Here is a 15,075-nt window from a genome sequence, read left to right on the forward strand (position 1 = left end):
TTCCTGTAACAAAAACCAATACATTAAACCATCCTCGCCCGGGGCCGTCTATCTATTAAAATAACGAAAAAAAGATATGAAAAAGATCCTGTTAATGATAACTATGGTGTTGGGCTTAAGCGTATTAGCCCAGGCACAAACCAAGCAGCATAATGGCCACGGTACCCCTGCAAAAAAGGCAGAACACCTAACCAAAATGCTGCAAACGAAATTGAATTTAAGTGCCGACCAGTCAACAAAGGTGAATGAGATTTTGCTGGCCCGCGCCACGCAAATGGACAGCCTCCGGGCCAAAAAAACCGGCGACAAGCAAATAAATCGCCAGGCAGTTAAAAGCCTCTTAACAAAAACTGATGGTGAGCTTTCTGCCGTGTTCAATGCAGACCAAAACAAAACTTATACTGAGTTAAAAACGCAGATGAGGAACAAGTTTAAAGGCGGCAAAGGTTTAATTGCGAAGAATGGCAGAGGAAGGGCTCATAACCCGGCCGAGAAAGCACAACGTTTGACCGGCATGCTGCAAAAGAAATTGAATTTATCAGCAGATCAGTCTGCTAAAGTGAATACTATTTTGCTTAACCGTGCTACCCGGATGGATAGCCTGAAAAACAACGTGGCTGCCGATGATAAAAAAATCAACCGTAAAAGCCGCAGGCTGATCATGCAACAAACAGATCAGGATTTAAAAACGGTTTTTAACGCAGATCAATTAAAGACTTACGACCAGGTAAAATCTGAGATGAAAGAACGCCACAAGAATAAAAAAGATGTGATGGCCGCTCCGGCGGATGGTAAATAATATTTTTAGCCGATCCAGTGTGATTATGTAAAGGGGGTAGCCATTGGTTATCCGCCTTTTTTTTGTGCTTGACTCCCCCCGCCGTCATGCCGAATTTATTTCGGCACCCCACGGGACAGGTGGCCGTCATGAAGTTCACCAATCCGCCGCCATCATGCCGAATTCATTTCGGCACCCCACGGGACAGGTGGCCGTCATGATGTTCACCGAGCAAGTGGGGTGCTGAAACAAGTTCAGCATGACGACGTAAGAATTAGCAATTATCCTATTCACCCCACACGCCGTTATGCCGAATTCATTTCGGCACCCCACAGGACAGGTGCCCGCCATAAAGGTGACCAACCCCCACACGCCGTCATGCCGAATTCATTTCGGCACCCCACAGGACAAGTAACCGCCATGAAGATGACTTAGCATTGGGGTGCTAAAACAAGTTTAGCATGACGACGTGAAAGTGACTAATTGCGTTTTTTCAACCCCCAGCCGTCATGCCAAATTCATTTCGGCATCCCACGGGACAGGTAACCGTCATGACGTTCACCGAGCAAGTGGGGTGCTGAAACAAGTTCAGCATGACGACGTAAGAATTAGCAATTATCCTATTCACCCCGCACGCCGTCATGCCGAATTTATTTCGGCATCCCACGGGACAGGTAACCCCCCCAAAAGTTGACCTTGCACGTGGGGTGGTGAAACCAATTCAACAGGACGTTTTCATATTTATAGTTATCTTAGAGCCTCCAAATAACCTATGAGTATTACACCGCCGCAACTACGCACCGTTAACGTTACCCGCTATGTTACCCCGCTTCGCGAGGGTGGCTCGCTGCCGGCTATTGCCGAAGCCGACGACGGGTTTTTATATGTCCTTAAGTTTCACGGTGCCGGGCAAGGGCCAAAAGCGCTGATCGCCGAATTGATCGGCGGTGAAATAGCGCGCGTACTAGGCTTCCGAATGCCGGAGCTGGTGTTCGTAAATCTTGATGAAGCCTTCGGTCGCACAGAGCCGGACGAAGAGATCCAGGATCTGCTAAAGTTCAGCGTAGGACTTAACCTGGCGCTGCATTATTTGCAGGGTGCCATTACTTTCGATCCTACGGTTACCCTTGTCGATGAAAAGCTCTCCTCACAAATTGTGTGGCTGGATGCACTGCTCACCAATGTGGACCGTACCCCGCGCAACACCAATATGCTGATGTGGCATAAAGAACTTTGGCTGATTGACCATGGTGCAGCCCTGTATTTTCATCACAGTATGGACAACTGGGAGGAGCAATCGCGGCGGCCATTTGTGCAGATCAAAGACCATGTGCTGCTAAAAAAAGCATCGGAACTGGAACAGGTGGACGCCGAATTTAAAGCCATCCTAACACCGGAACAGATAGATGCGATAGTATCGATCATCCCCGACGCGTGGCTCACCGACAGGTCCTTCGAAACGGAAGACGATCAGCGGCAGGTGTACGCCAGATTTTTAAAAAGCCGGCTGGCAAACTCAGGTATATTCTTAAAAGAAGCGCAAGATGCAAGATCGTTACTTATTTGAGTATGCCATTATCCGCGTGGTGCCCAGGGCAGAGCGCGAAGAGTTTATGAATGTGGGGGTGATATTATATTGCGCAAAGCACAAATATTTAAGGATGATGTACAAGGTAGATAGAGCGCGGCTCACCGCGTTATTCAAAGATCTCGATTTGGACAATCTGGAAGATAACCTCGATTCTTTCCAGCGGATCTCTAACGGCGGCGCAGATGCCGGGCCGATAGGTTTGCTGGACGCTCCTTCACGGTTCCGCTGGTTAACGGCTACGCGCAGTACCGTGGTGCAAACATCTAAAGTGCATCCGGGCTTTTGCATCGATGGGGATGAAACTATAGAGCGGTTGTATCAGCAGTTGGTTTTATGAGTAGGAATAGAGTTGTCGACATCAAGTTTTTCTTGATCATAATTCCGTTGGCGGTGTCCTGGCTGGGCTTTAACTCGTGCCATCGTGCACAAAAAAAGGTAGATCCATTTTATATTAATCGGGGCGAATGGGATGATTATGAAATTCCTCTGCTGAAGCCATATAAACTTATAAATTTGAACGGCATGAAGGAGTGGTCTATGAATTTAGAGTCCGATTCTGTTCTCATGTATTTAGGTTCGTCCATTCAAAATATTGAGAAGGCAAATGTAATTGATGGAGTTATTTGTCTGTATAGTTCAAAAACTATAGTAAACGCTAAGCTTCCAATGAGGTTGATCTGGGCAGTAATCATCCCATCAAAAAAAACTGAAAAAGGTTTTATTTCGCATGCCTCGTATATTGAATATCTTAAGGAAATAGGCTTTAGTACTGAACCTGGCTTATACAACGTCGAAGATATTTTAAAATATGCAGGTCAAAATGATGTAATCAATTGGAAGGAAATTAGATCTAACAACTAAATCTCATAAATCTCAAAACATGAAACTCAAATTTTTATTTATCCCGATGGTTGCTTTTGCGGCCTGTAAACAAACCGCAAAAGACGCCTTCGTTGTTACTACTGATAGTGCGCCGATCCAGGGCACCTGGAAGCTAATTGCTGCCGTAACCGTAACAAAAGGCGATAGTGTAGTAACCTACCCGGTTAAAGGGCAGGAAGACGAAATGATCAAAGTACTCAATGGAGATCATTTTGCATTTTTTAAACATGACCTGAAGAAGGCCGGCAGCAAACCGGTATTTGATTCGGGTGCGGGCACCTATTCGTTTAAAGAGGGTAACTATACCGAAAACCTACAATACTGCAACTACCGTGAATGGGAAGGTCATTCCTTTGATTTCAAGGTGACCTTTAAGGGCGATACCATGCAACAGAAAGGGATTGAGAAGATAGATAGCCTGAAAATTGATCACGAAATAGTGGAAACCTATATCAGGATCAAAAAATAGCCAGGACTAATCTTTAAGCAAATGAATTCATCTCTTAAAACTAAAGCGATCGGGCTTTGCATTGCGTGTGTTTTTGTAGTCACCGGCATTTTTGCGCAGGGTAACCCAAAATTCAGGGTGATCGCTTTTTACACGGCCAAAAGCGACCAGGCGCATATCAGTTTTGTGCATGAGGCCAACAAATGGTTCCCATTAATGGCGAAGAAGTACCATTTTGCGTACGACTCTACCAATAACTGGAGCAACCTGAATGCGGCCTACCTGTCCAAATACAAAGTGGTGATCTTCCTGGATACCCGCACCGAGGATACCGCACAACGCGCCGCGTTTGAACACTATATGAAAAATGGTGGTGGCTGGATGGGGTTCCACTTTTCGGCATTTGCCCTTACCCCGTCAGATTTTAATGCCGATTGGGATTGGTATCACAACCAATTTTTAGGCTCGGGCCAGTACGTTAGCAATACCTGGCGGCCAACTTCAGCAATATTAAAAGTAGCGGATAGCAAACATCCGGCAACCAAAAGCTTGCCGGTAACTTTCAAAGCATCACCCAACGAATGGTACCGGTGGGAAAAAGATCTGCGCCAAAATCCAGATATCAGGATTCTGGCTTCGATAGATTCGCGCAGCTTTCCCCTGGGAACAGGACCGAAGCCGAACGAGATCTGGCATAGTGGGTACTATCCTGTGGTTTGGACCAACCGGAACTATAAGATGATCTATTTTAATATGGGGCATAACGATATTGACTATCAAGGGAAAACTAATAAAGATCTATCGCATACGCTGGGCAACCCTGTGGAAGACAAATTCATCATTAATGCCTTGTTGTGGATGGGTATGGGCAATAAGGTCAAATAAATCAGCAAAACTCGTCCCTGCGGTTGAGGCGTATTGCGGTTTCAGCGCCGATGTTAGAAACAACCTGAATATGAGTTTATTTAGTGTGGTTGAACTTGGTATCTAACCGTATCAATAATTTAACAACACGTTGTTTATCAATTATTTATAGAAATTTTGATACGTTAGTATTAAAAACTTTTATAGATTTGATTTCTGTAAATCTTAAAAACAGTAAATCAACTAAATCTCATCATCAAAGGGGGCGCCGGCAACGGAGTTCCCTTTGTGGTTTTAACCCGGTTGTGATTGGATCGACTATCATCTTTTTGAAAGAATGAGTTGGAACTGATTTTATCAAACGAATTGAATTTCACGGATTATATCTGGTGATTAGCTTAGCATTCTCCGGGTCTTCTTGGAGCCGTTTGTGTTTAGATCCAGGAACCACCAACCGAATTTATTCGATTTTCGAGTAATAAGATTAAGAAATTAATTTAACTAATTCTAACAAATTATAAAAGGTAGTGTTAAGCAGGGAAGAAAACAATAACACTACCAAATGAAAATTAAAGCACTTAATTACGCGGCACTATTTTGTATAATGGGCGCCGTGGCTTGCAAAAGCAACTCGTCTTCATCTAGCGCAACCGACAGCGTAAATACAGACTCCTCTGTTAGCAGTTCGGCTGATACTACTAAAAAAGCAGAGATCAAACCTAGAGGTGATGCACCAGCCTGGGCACCGGATATCAAACCGGAAATGCAGGCCGTAATAGAAAAATTAGCCAGTTATGGTGATAAACCTATCCCCGAATTAACTGCGGTTGAGGCCCGTAAAAACCACACCCCAACCGATGCGGTGATGGACCTGATGAAAGAGAACAATATCCCTAAACCGGTATTTAATGTAGATACAATGGGTAAAGACATTCCTGTAGATGGCGGTTCTATCCACGCCCGTATTTATGTACCTAAAACCGGCAAAAGCAACTACCCGGTAATTGTTTACTACCACGGCGGTGGATTTGTAATTGCCAACCTGGATGTTTATGATGCATCTGCTAATGTACTGGCTGATAAAGTTGGCGCCGTTGTGGTATCGGTAGCTTACCGATTGGCTCCCGAGCATAAATTCCCTATTGCGCACAACGATGCTTTTGCAGCTTACAAATGGGTATTGGCCAATGCCGCTGCTATTAAAGGTGATGCTAAGAAAGTTGCGGTTGCGGGCGAAAGTGCTGGTGGTAACCTAGCTATTAATACAGCGATCAAAGCACGCGATACCAAAATCATGCTGCCAACAGCTATCGTAGCGGTATATCCGGTTGCTGGATCAGATATGACCACAAAGTCTTACGTAAAAAATGCAGCCGCGAAACCTTTGGATAAACCAATGATGATGTGGTTTGTGAAAAACTACCTGAATAACATGGGCGAAGGTAAAGATCCGCGCATTAATTTGGTTGCTGCCAACCTGAAAGGGCTGCCCCCAACAACAGTTATAACAGACGAGATCGACCCGTTGCAGAGTGAAGGTATGACGTTGGTTGAGAAATTAAAAGATGCAGGCGTAACTACCGACAGCAAAAACTGGGATGGTGTAACCCACGAATTCTTCGGCATGGGTGCCATTGTACCAGAAGCCAAAGACGCTGAGATGTATGCTGTAGATCAGTTGAAAAAAGCATTCGGAATGTAAGCTCAATGGCTTAATATTTTTAATGGCTGCCCTTTAGGGCGGCCGTTTTTGTTTGTTGACATTTTTTTAAACCACGGAGAGCGCAGCGTATGCGCAGGGAATCAAGAAAAAATTAGAGCTGGGTTTCATTTAAAAGCGCTATTATAAAATTGCTTGGCTCTAAATTTTTCTTTGCGGACTCAGCGGTTAAAAATCGCCTATCTGGGTTAAGTAGCCAACATTATCTATATTTGAATTAACCAATTGCCCATCCTGTTATGAAAGTTACAATACTGATCACCTTGTTCGTTTGCTGTTTTGCGTTTGGCACATCCGCCCAAACTAAAAGGCTAACTTATTGCAATCCGCTTAGCCTCGACTATGGGTATACACCGTTCGAAAATTTTGCCGCATGGGGTAAACATCGCGCTACCGCCGACCCAACCGTAACACTTTTTAAGGGCAATTACTACCTTTTCAGTACTAACCAGTTTGGTTACTGGTTTAGCCCGGATATGCTGAGCTGGAAGTTTGTTCCCCGCAAATTTGTACGGCCCTACAACCAGGTAAAAGGTGATGAACTTTGTGCACCTGCTACTCTGGTTTTAGGCGATACGCTGCTGGTGATCGGTTCTACCTACAATAAGGATTTCACCCTGTGGATGAGTACCGACCCAACCCACGATACCTGGAAAGCCGCCAAGGATTATTTCCAGGTAGGGGCATGGGACCCCGGGATGTTTGCAGATGATGACGGAAGGGTTTATATCTACCACGGCAGTAGCAATACGCTGCCACTGTACGGGCAGGAGATCGACCGGAAAACATTTGAACCTATCGGCCCAAAAAAGGAGATGATCCGTCTGAACTGGCAGGAGCATGGCTGGGAGCGTTTCGGCGAAAACAATGATAATGTTTTCCTCACTGGATTTATGGAGGGCAGCTGGATGAATAAGCATAACGGCAAATACTACCTGCAGTACGGCGCACCCGGTACCGAAGGCAAAGGCTATGGTGATGGCGTTTACGTGGGCGATCAACCGCTTGGTCCGTTTAAATACCAAAGCCACAATCCCTTTAGTTATAAGCCCGGCGGCTTTGCAAAAGGGGCAGGGCATGGGGCCACCTGGGCAGACAAGTATGGCAACTATTGGCACATCAGTACCATGGTAGTAGATGTAAAGAATAATTTCGAAAGGCGCATTGGCTTCTGGCCCGCCGGGTTTGATGATGACGGCATCCTTTACACCAACACCGCTTATGGAGATTACCCTCATTATTTATCGGCAGGTAAGGAGGACCATCTCAAAAGCAATTTTACTGGCTGGATGCTGCTGAATTATAATAAACCTGTGCAGGTGTCGTCAACATTGGGTGCCTATGTGCCTAACCTTGCTGTGGATGAAGATATTAAAACGTACTGGAGCGCCAAAACCGGCAACCAGGGAGAATGGCTGCAAACCGACCTGGGGGAAGTAAGCACCGTAAAAGCTATCCAGCTTAACTATGCCGACCAGGATGCCACCTTTATGGGGAAATCACTCGGTGTGTTTCATCAATATTTGATCTCGTCATCAATAGATGGCAGAACCTGGAAGCCATTGGTAGATAAGCGCCAAAACAAAACCGATGTGCCGCATGATTATGTTGAACTCAAAACAGCCGCAAAGGCCCGTTACTTAAAGATCACCAATTACCACATGCCTACCGGCAAATTTGCTTTGTCGGGCTTTAGGGTGTTTGGTAAGGGCGCCGGTGCCGTGCCAGATACGGTGAAGAACCTCATTGTATTGCGTGGCAAGGAAGAGAACCGTAACTCCTGGCTCCGCTGGCGCCAAACGGATGGCGCTGTTGGCTATACCATTTACGTGGGCATAGCGCCCGATAAATTATATAACAATATAATGGTATACAATGTAAATGAATATTATTTTAACGGGATGGAAAAAAACGTGTCGTACTATTTCCAGATAGAGGCCTTTAACGAGAATGGAATTAGTAAACGGACCAAGGTGATAAAGGTGGAGTAAAGTTTGCAATGTTTTATAGTAAATCGTCATTGCAAGAATGAAGCAATCTCTACTCAGGACATGCAGCCAATGCACGTGGCTTTGCTTTTTTAGCGATTGCTTAGTGTCTCGCAATGATGTTTTAGTAGTGCAGATACAAAGCGATTTTCGTAAATTATGTTTCCGTTATCTTAAGTCAAAACTATGGTAAAAATAAATTTGGTGATTATCTTTTTCTTGGTAGGATTTTCCGCCCTAGCGCAAACGCCAGATAGCCTCCTCAAGCCATCCCCTGTAAAAACCATAACCAACGGGAATACAACGCCCTGATGAAGGGCCAGGATCAATACCACATGAGTTTGGTTGCTGATCTGAATGGCTTCCCATCGGCACAAAAGGCGCTGAAATATAAAAAGGAATTAGACTTGAGTCCGGCGCAGATTACTGCATTGACGAAGATCAATACTGAGCTGAACCGCAAGAAAATAGAAATGGGTGGCTTTATTGTAAAAAATGAAAGCAAACTGGATGAGCTGTTCCAATCCAAAAAGTTAACCGAAGGCGATGTGCTTTTTTACGGCAACCGCAGCGGATTATACTACGGCGAACTGCGGAATGCTATTTTGATGGCCGCTTATAAAACGTATAATTTACTGGCGCTGCAGCAGGTAAATAAACTAAAGGGATACAAAAATGATAATTAATCAATATGCCGATTGAATTTTTTAATTTAGCGGCTCAATAAATTGTATGAAGATTACATTTGATTTTGAAAAACCGCTGGCAGAGCTCCAGGGGCAAATAGAGAAAGTGCAGCAAGTGGAAGAGAAGAATAAACTCGACATGAGCGCCACTATTGCCGAACTGGAAGCTAAAATGGAAGCCGCCAAAAAAGAAATATACAGCAACCTTAGCGGTTGGCAAAAAGTGCAGATCTCGCGCCATCCCGAGCGCCCCTACACCCTGCAATATATCGAGCTGATGTGCGATGATTTCATTGAGCTGCACGGCGACCGTACGGTAGGGGATGATAAAGCGATCATTGGTGGTTTTGGTACTTTAAACGGACAAACAGTGATGTTCATCGGTCACCAGAAGGGCCGTAACACCAAAGAGCGCCAGTACCGTAACTTTGGTATGGCTAACCCCGAAGGTTACCGCAAGGCTTTGCGATTGATGAAAATGGCCGAGAAATTCGGCAAGCCTGTTGTTACGCTGATAGACACACCCGGAGCATTCCCTGGTTTAGAAGCAGAAGAACGCGGACAAGGTGAGGCCATTGCCCGTAACCTGTTAGAAATGTCGGTGTTAAAAGTGCCGGTTATTTGTGTCATCATAGGCGAAGGTGCATCGGGCGGTGCATTAGGTATCGGTATCGGAGATAAAGTAATGATGCTGGATAACAGCTGGTATTCGGTGATATCACCGGAGAACTGCTCCACTATCCTGTTCAAAACCTGGGAGCAAAAAGAACGTGCGGCAGAAATGCTGAAGCTGACCTCCAGCGAAATGCTGAAGAACAAGCTGATAGATGGCGTGATCAAAGAACCTCTTGGTGGTGCCCACCAGGATCCCGTTGCCATGGCAGCCACGCTTAAAAAACAATTGATCAAAGATTTGAAAGTACTAACCGAACGGAACATTGATGAGTTGGTTACCGAACGGATCGATAAGTTCTGCAACATGGGCGTTGTAGTGGAGGAATAGATCTTATCGATTCAAGACGGTAAGAACCAAGATTAAAGATAATAGAAAAGCGGCGATGAGCCGCTTTTTTGGTTTACAGTAATGCTTTTAAAGTGTTGCTTCGTGCCACGCAATGACGGTTTGATACGCTGTCAAATCCTTACTTCTTCTCCAGTTCCCCAATAATCGCCTTTGCTGCGTTGTTGGTTGGATTTAGCGCTACCGAACGTTTGTAATTCAGCAGGGCTTTGGCTTTATCGCTTTTGTTATAATATGCTTCTCCTAAACTATCAAACACATTGCCTGATGCCGGAAACAGCTTTGTATTGTATTCAAACACCGTAATTGCATCATCAGTTCGTTTAGCATTCAGCAGCCCGTAGCCAATCTCATTCAGCGTTGCTTCTTTGTCAAAAGCATATTTTTCCGGATCTTTTTGTTTAAGCTGCTTATAGAAAGTCACGATTTGCTCACCGCTTAAAGTATCGAGGTCTCTTTTAAAATCATTCCCTACCGATCTTTTGGGTTGGCTGTATGGTTTGCCATCCAATATGTTTTCTATGGCATCATCAATGTCAAAAATGTTGTTTTGCCTGTTATTGGTCATCAGGATCACCACACGGCCTTTTTTTGGCTGCCCAACTAAAATAGCCTGGTAATTGATGCTTATGCCATCATGCTTGTGGAACAATATTTTGTTGGCATCCATTGCGCCGCCGCCTAAGCCACATTGTTTACCTGGGCCAATTGGTGTAAGTAGTATCCGGGTAGATGCAGGGCTGATCAGTTTAAATTGTTCCAGCGCCAGTTCCCACTTATAAAAATCATCAAGGGTAACGGCTACCCATCCGGTAATCGGATAGATCAATGCGCCTGTTTTATAGTCGTTGTTGTAGGATATCGCCATCAGTGGCGTGCTTTCAACAGGGTCCACAATTGCGGTGTTCATCCCTGCCGGCTTCAACTCTTTTTCAACTACAAACTGGTTAAAGGGCATGCCGGTAATTTTTTCAATAATGCGCCGCTGCACAAATACATTCATATTATTGTAGTCGTAGCTGGTGCCAGGTTTAAAATTGAGCGAATCGGTCTTCAGCAGATCAGCCATAATATCGGCATCACCTTTTACAGTCTTCCATTTAATATCGGGCAGGCCGCTGGTGTATTGCAAAAGATTTTTTATGCTGATGGTGTTTACCCAGGCAGGCAGCTGCGGTAAATATTGCGATACTTTATCATCCAGCTTTAGTTTGCCCTGTTCCGCCAGTATCATGATGCCAACCGCATTAAACTCTTTAGCAATGGAACCGATATGGAAACGATAGCTTTCTGTAAGCGGTGCCGTGCGACTGGCATCAGTATAACCCATAGCACTCTTGTAGATTGTTTTGCCGTTGTCTACCACCAAAATATTACCGCTGAAAAGACCATTTCGATTGGTGCGGTGAATCATGCTATCGATAAGAGTGGCTTTGTTTTGCGCAAAAACGGTAGCGGTGCCCAAGATGAGCAAAAATATAGCAAAAGGTGTTTTGTAGATATTATTCATTTGATCTTTTGTGGTAGTAAGACGATGAAGACCTAGAGATGTTACAAAACTGCTCGTCCTTGCAAGGCAAGAAGCAAATTATTAGGGTTAGTTATGGCGTTGCCTTCGGCCCGCGCTTTCCAGGGCTGCGCTTCGCTCCGGCCCCGTTTTCCATACGCGCATGCCATTACACACGTGGCTAAACCCTTCCAATCGCTAACGCGTATCAGTTTGGTATGTATGGGGAAGATTTGACAAATTTCTAAAAGTTGTCAAATCTAATTTTCAAAGATCTTATGTGAATTTCTTATTGCCCCTGCGCCGGTGCCAGGCCCTGAAACTTAATGCTGTAATCTTTGAGCTGCGCCGCGGTTTTATTACTCATGGCTGGATCATAGCCTTTTGTCAAACCGGTGATCCCGTTTAATAACGATAAAGACAGTTGAACCATATGGGTATCAACCTGCGTATTATCCTGCTGGTAAACAATAAAATTGTAGCTCAGCTGCTCAACTATAAACTGATCCAGTGCGTTAATAAACTGATTGCCCAGGGCAACATCACCCACCTGGTAAGCGTTTTGCGCAAGATAGTATTTGCGGATAGCCAGTTCATCCGAAAGAATTTTTTCCGGCATCTCTGCGTAGTACTTTTTAATCGCATTTTTAGCCAGGTCGTTATGCCCTTGTTTCACCAGGGTTTCTACCAGGTTGGCATACATACGGGTGATCACCGGGTAAAACAACGTAATTGAGGTATTGTCCAGGTTTTTGGCCTTCTTCATATTGCCATACTTAAACTTATTTACCATGTTGTTATACATCACCATGGTGTTGGTTGCCTCAAACGGGCGCAGTGCCGTATCCGGTTTAAGCGGCATCAGGTGGTAAGCAAATCCCTCGTTATACATATACTTATCCAGGCCAAGCATGTTCTCATTGCCTGCGGTCACCGTAAAGTAAATCGGGCGTTTCCAGTTGTTATGGGCTATGATGTCCATCACCGCCAAATTATCCTTGGTTACAAACTTACCGGGGTAGGTAAAGTCCAGTTCAGGTGCAATCTGGTCTTTCTGGCTTGCAGGTACCACGCCGTTTTTAACCACTTCATCCGGGTTAACGGTCATTTTAAAGTTTTTGGTAGGCAGGTAATTAGCTGTTTCGCCACCTTCGTAGCTTACTTTGGTTTGCGGATCATCCGACGTGATGAAATCGAACAGTTCTTTTAATTCAAATGCACCGGGAATTTTAGCATCGTTGTAATAGATCACATCGCGTACGCCGGTTTTGAATTTATCATTGCTCATGGTTATCGGCAGCGGGGCAGATTCGTTCATCTTCTGCTTCATCTGGCGGATGTACCAATCGGTACCCAGTAAGCTCAGGTTTACAATCCGCACATCCGGGCGAACGCCTTCCACTTCCTGGATATACCAAAGCGGGTAGGTATCGTTATCGGCGAAGCAAAACAATATGGCATTTGGCGCACAGGAATTTAAATAGTTATAGGCCATATCATGCGGTGTAAGTTTGGTAGACCGGTCATGATCGTCCCACTCCTGGCTGGCCATTAATACCGGGGCAGCCAGCAAACAAACAGTTGTGGCGATAATGGCGCCGTTCCTGGCACTAAGTTTCTTACTCATGAATTCGGCGATCATCAATACACCTAAACCAATCCAGATGGCAAACGCATAAAAAGAGCCTGCATAGGCATAATCACGTTCGCGGGGTTGCATAGGGTCCTGGTTAAGGTAAAGTACGATAGCCAGACCTGTAAAAAAGAACAAAACGGTAACAACACCTGCATCGCGCTGGTTATGGCGAAAATGGTATACCACACCCAGTAAACCAATAATCAGCGGTAAAAAGAACAGGCGGTTATAAGAGTTGCTCTGCGTTACCGAAGCAGGAAGGTCTTTTTTCACATTTAAACCACTGAGCCAGCTGCCATCTACCGTATTGCTTTGCCCGTCCGTATCATTGGCGCGGCCGGCAAAGTTCCACATGAAATAACGGGTATACATCTGGCTGATCTGCCAGGTAGCAAAAAACCCAAGATTAGTGCCCATGGTAGGCTCATCCGTAGGGCCCATCTTCATCCAGTCGCGGTAAAACTCTGCGTGCCCTGCTTTTTGGCTGAACATGCGGGGGAACAAGGTGTTGCGGTCATAAATGGTATTCAGTTTATGGCCTGCCTCTTCGTATTTCTTTTCTCCGCGGCGATAGATCACCGGGCCGTCGGTTTGCTCGATCGCCTTGGAATCGAAAAAGTTCCCGTATAATAAAGGCGTATCGCCATACTGATCCCGGTTTAAATAGCTGTTCAGTGCAAACGCATCCTGCGGATCGCTGTTATTTAAATTGGTACCCGCTTTGGCGCGGATAACGATCATTACGAAGGAACTGTATCCGAATAAAATAAATACCGCGCAGATCAGCACGTTGTTAAGCGCCACACGTTTCTCTCGTATTTTCAGGCCGTATTCCAATCCTGCTATAACTACTGCTGCACCAATAAGGCCGATAATGCCGGCACTAAAAGTAAGCAGCAGCACAAAGCTGGCGGCGGCTGTTATGATGAGCGCATTGGATGGCTTAATAGTGTAATAGATGCCTGCAGCCAGCGTAATAGCTACCAGTATAAAGAATACAATAGCCCCGCTGCCGAAGCTCATGCCCAGCGTGTTCACAAAAAACAGATCCGTAAAGGCAGCACCTTTAACCGTAAACTGGATAACCCCCCAAAGAATAACCGCAACGGTGATAACCCCCAGGATAAAAGCCCAGATCGTACCGGCGGTAGTAACGTTTTTTGATCTTTTAAAGTAGATGATGAGCGCGATAGCCGGGATCACCAGTAAATTAAGCAAGTGGATACCGATAGAAAGGCCCATTACATAGGCGATGAATACGATCCATTTATCGGCACGGGGCTCATCTGCATGCGCCTCCCATTTAAGTATTGCCCAAAAAACGATGGCCGTACAAAGTGATGATAAAGCGTATACTTCAGATTCTACAGCAGAGAACCAGAAGGTATCAGAGAATGTATAAGCAAGCGCGCCCACCAGGCCCGAACCGATAATGAGGATCGTGTTGGTTAGGCTGATCTCTTCGCCGGCCTTCACCAGCATTTTTTTAGCGAGTGCAGTAATGGTCCAGAACAGGAACATAATAGTGGCCCCGCTGGCCAGTGCTGATGAGGCATTGGTAAAGTAAGCTACCTTATTATTGTTGCCAAATGAGAGCAGGGAGAACACTTTCCCGATCATGGTAAACAGCGGTGCACCCGGCTGGTGGGCCACCTGCAGGCGGAAGATACAGGCAATAAACTCCCCGCAATCCCAAAAACTGGTAGAGGGTTCCAGCGTTAAAATGTAAGTAACAGAGGCAATTATAAAGGCTGCCCAGCCGAAAATATTGTTGTACTTGTTATAGTTCATCGCTCAGTCTGCTGTATGATCAGGTTTTTTACGATTCGAAATTAGTAAAAGAATTAAGGTTTTTTGGCGATAAACCTAATACTTAACACTTTTTAACGTAACGGCAGGCTGCTAAACACAAAGCCCTCTAAATCTTCCCTGCATCAGGCCTTTAAAAACTCCA

At 45.1% G+C, this 15,075-nt stretch carries 12 protein-coding genes; 10 read left to right on the forward strand and 2 right to left on the reverse strand.

Annotated elements, in window-relative coordinates:
* The first annotated feature begins 76 nt into the window (after positions 1-76).
* The 10 genes from A0256_09825 to A0256_09870 all read left to right on the forward strand — a co-directional run bounded on the left by A0256_09825 (position 77) and on the right by A0256_09870 (position 9,960).
* A complete protein-coding gene (locus tag A0256_09825; protein AMR31699.1) occupies positions 77-799 on the forward strand; it encodes a hypothetical protein in 723 nt (240 codons plus the stop codon).
* Positions 800-1,550: 751 nt separating this feature from the next.
* A complete protein-coding gene (locus A0256_09830; protein AMR31700.1) occupies positions 1,551-2,345 on the forward strand; it encodes an aminotransferase class I and II in 795 nt (264 codons plus the stop codon).
* Entirely contained in the window at positions 2,323-2,706 is a 384-nt protein-coding gene (locus A0256_09835; GenBank protein ID AMR31701.1) for a hypothetical protein, read from the forward strand. Before A0256_09830 ends, A0256_09835 begins: the two co-directional genes overlap by 23 nt.
* Positions 2,703-3,230: a hypothetical protein gene (locus A0256_09840; protein AMR31702.1), complete on the forward strand. Its 528-nt coding sequence runs from the start codon at positions 2,703-2,705 to the stop codon at positions 3,228-3,230. Before A0256_09835 ends, A0256_09840 begins: the two co-directional genes overlap by 4 nt.
* Positions 3,231-3,249: 19 nt before the next feature.
* Entirely contained in the window at positions 3,250-3,720 is a 471-nt protein-coding gene (locus tag A0256_09845) for a hypothetical protein (GenBank protein ID AMR31703.1), read from the forward strand.
* 21 nt (positions 3,721-3,741) lie between these two features.
* Complete coding sequence (locus tag A0256_09850) at positions 3,742-4,584, forward strand: hypothetical protein (GenBank protein ID AMR31704.1); 843 nt, start codon at positions 3,742-3,744, stop codon at positions 4,582-4,584.
* Between the two features lie 541 nt (positions 4,585-5,125).
* Positions 5,126-6,265, forward strand: coding sequence for a lipase (locus tag A0256_09855; protein ID AMR31705.1), 1,140 nt, complete (start codon positions 5,126-5,128; stop codon positions 6,263-6,265).
* 257 nt (positions 6,266-6,522) lie between these two features.
* Positions 6,523-8,274, forward strand: coding sequence for a xylosidase (locus A0256_09860; protein AMR31706.1), 1,752 nt, complete (start codon positions 6,523-6,525; stop codon positions 8,272-8,274).
* Positions 8,275-8,582: 308 nt separating this feature from the next.
* Entirely contained in the window at positions 8,583-8,957 is a 375-nt protein-coding gene (locus tag A0256_09865) for a hypothetical protein (protein ID AMR31707.1), read from the forward strand.
* A 46-nt stretch (positions 8,958-9,003) separates the two neighbouring features.
* Complete coding sequence (locus A0256_09870) at positions 9,004-9,960, forward strand: acetyl-CoA carboxylase carboxyltransferase subunit alpha (GenBank protein ID AMR31708.1); 957 nt, start codon at positions 9,004-9,006, stop codon at positions 9,958-9,960.
* Positions 9,961-10,099: 139 nt separating this feature from the next.
* Here A0256_09870 and A0256_09875 read toward each other — a convergent pair whose 3' ends face one another.
* A complete protein-coding gene (locus tag A0256_09875) occupies positions 10,100-11,488 on the reverse strand; it encodes a serine hydrolase (protein ID AMR31709.1) in 1,389 nt (462 codons plus the stop codon).
* 286 nt (positions 11,489-11,774) lie between these two features.
* The gene (locus A0256_09880) at positions 11,775-14,912 is read right to left on the reverse strand and encodes a multidrug transporter (protein ID AMR31710.1); all 3,138 of its coding nucleotides are present in this window, start codon (positions 14,910-14,912) and stop codon (positions 11,775-11,777) included.
* Positions 14,913-15,075 lie beyond the last annotated feature (163 nt).

This window comes from Mucilaginibacter sp. PAMC 26640, assembly GCA_001596135.1.
Lineage (GTDB): Bacteria > Bacteroidota > Bacteroidia > Sphingobacteriales > Sphingobacteriaceae > Mucilaginibacter.

What these genes read in the sequence shown, in the direction of transcription:
- A0256_09875 (AMR31709.1), bottom strand. Translation starts at nt 11,488, where the DNA reads ATGAATAATATCTACAAAACACCTTTTGCTATATTTTTGCTCATCTTG.
- A0256_09840 (AMR31702.1), top strand. Translation starts at nt 2,703, where the DNA reads ATGAGTAGGAATAGAGTTGTCGACATCAAGTTTTTCTTGATCATAATT.
- A0256_09855 (AMR31705.1), top strand. Translation starts at nt 5,126, where the DNA reads ATGAAAATTAAAGCACTTAATTACGCGGCACTATTTTGTATAATGGGC.
- A0256_09865 (AMR31707.1), top strand. Translation starts at nt 8,583, where the DNA reads ATGAAGGGCCAGGATCAATACCACATGAGTTTGGTTGCTGATCTGAAT.
- A0256_09880 (AMR31710.1), bottom strand. Translation starts at nt 14,912, where the DNA reads ATGAACTATAACAAGTACAACAATATTTTCGGCTGGGCAGCCTTTATA.
- A0256_09830 (AMR31700.1), top strand. Translation starts at nt 1,551, where the DNA reads ATGAGTATTACACCGCCGCAACTACGCACCGTTAACGTTACCCGCTAT.
- A0256_09860 (AMR31706.1), top strand. Translation starts at nt 6,523, where the DNA reads ATGAAAGTTACAATACTGATCACCTTGTTCGTTTGCTGTTTTGCGTTT.
- A0256_09870 (AMR31708.1), top strand. Translation starts at nt 9,004, where the DNA reads ATGAAGATTACATTTGATTTTGAAAAACCGCTGGCAGAGCTCCAGGGG.
- A0256_09845 (AMR31703.1), top strand. Translation starts at nt 3,250, where the DNA reads ATGAAACTCAAATTTTTATTTATCCCGATGGTTGCTTTTGCGGCCTGT.
- A0256_09835 (AMR31701.1), top strand. Translation starts at nt 2,323, where the DNA reads ATGCAAGATCGTTACTTATTTGAGTATGCCATTATCCGCGTGGTGCCC.
- A0256_09850 (AMR31704.1), top strand. Translation starts at nt 3,742, where the DNA reads ATGAATTCATCTCTTAAAACTAAAGCGATCGGGCTTTGCATTGCGTGT.
- A0256_09825 (AMR31699.1), top strand. Translation starts at nt 77, where the DNA reads ATGAAAAAGATCCTGTTAATGATAACTATGGTGTTGGGCTTAAGCGTA.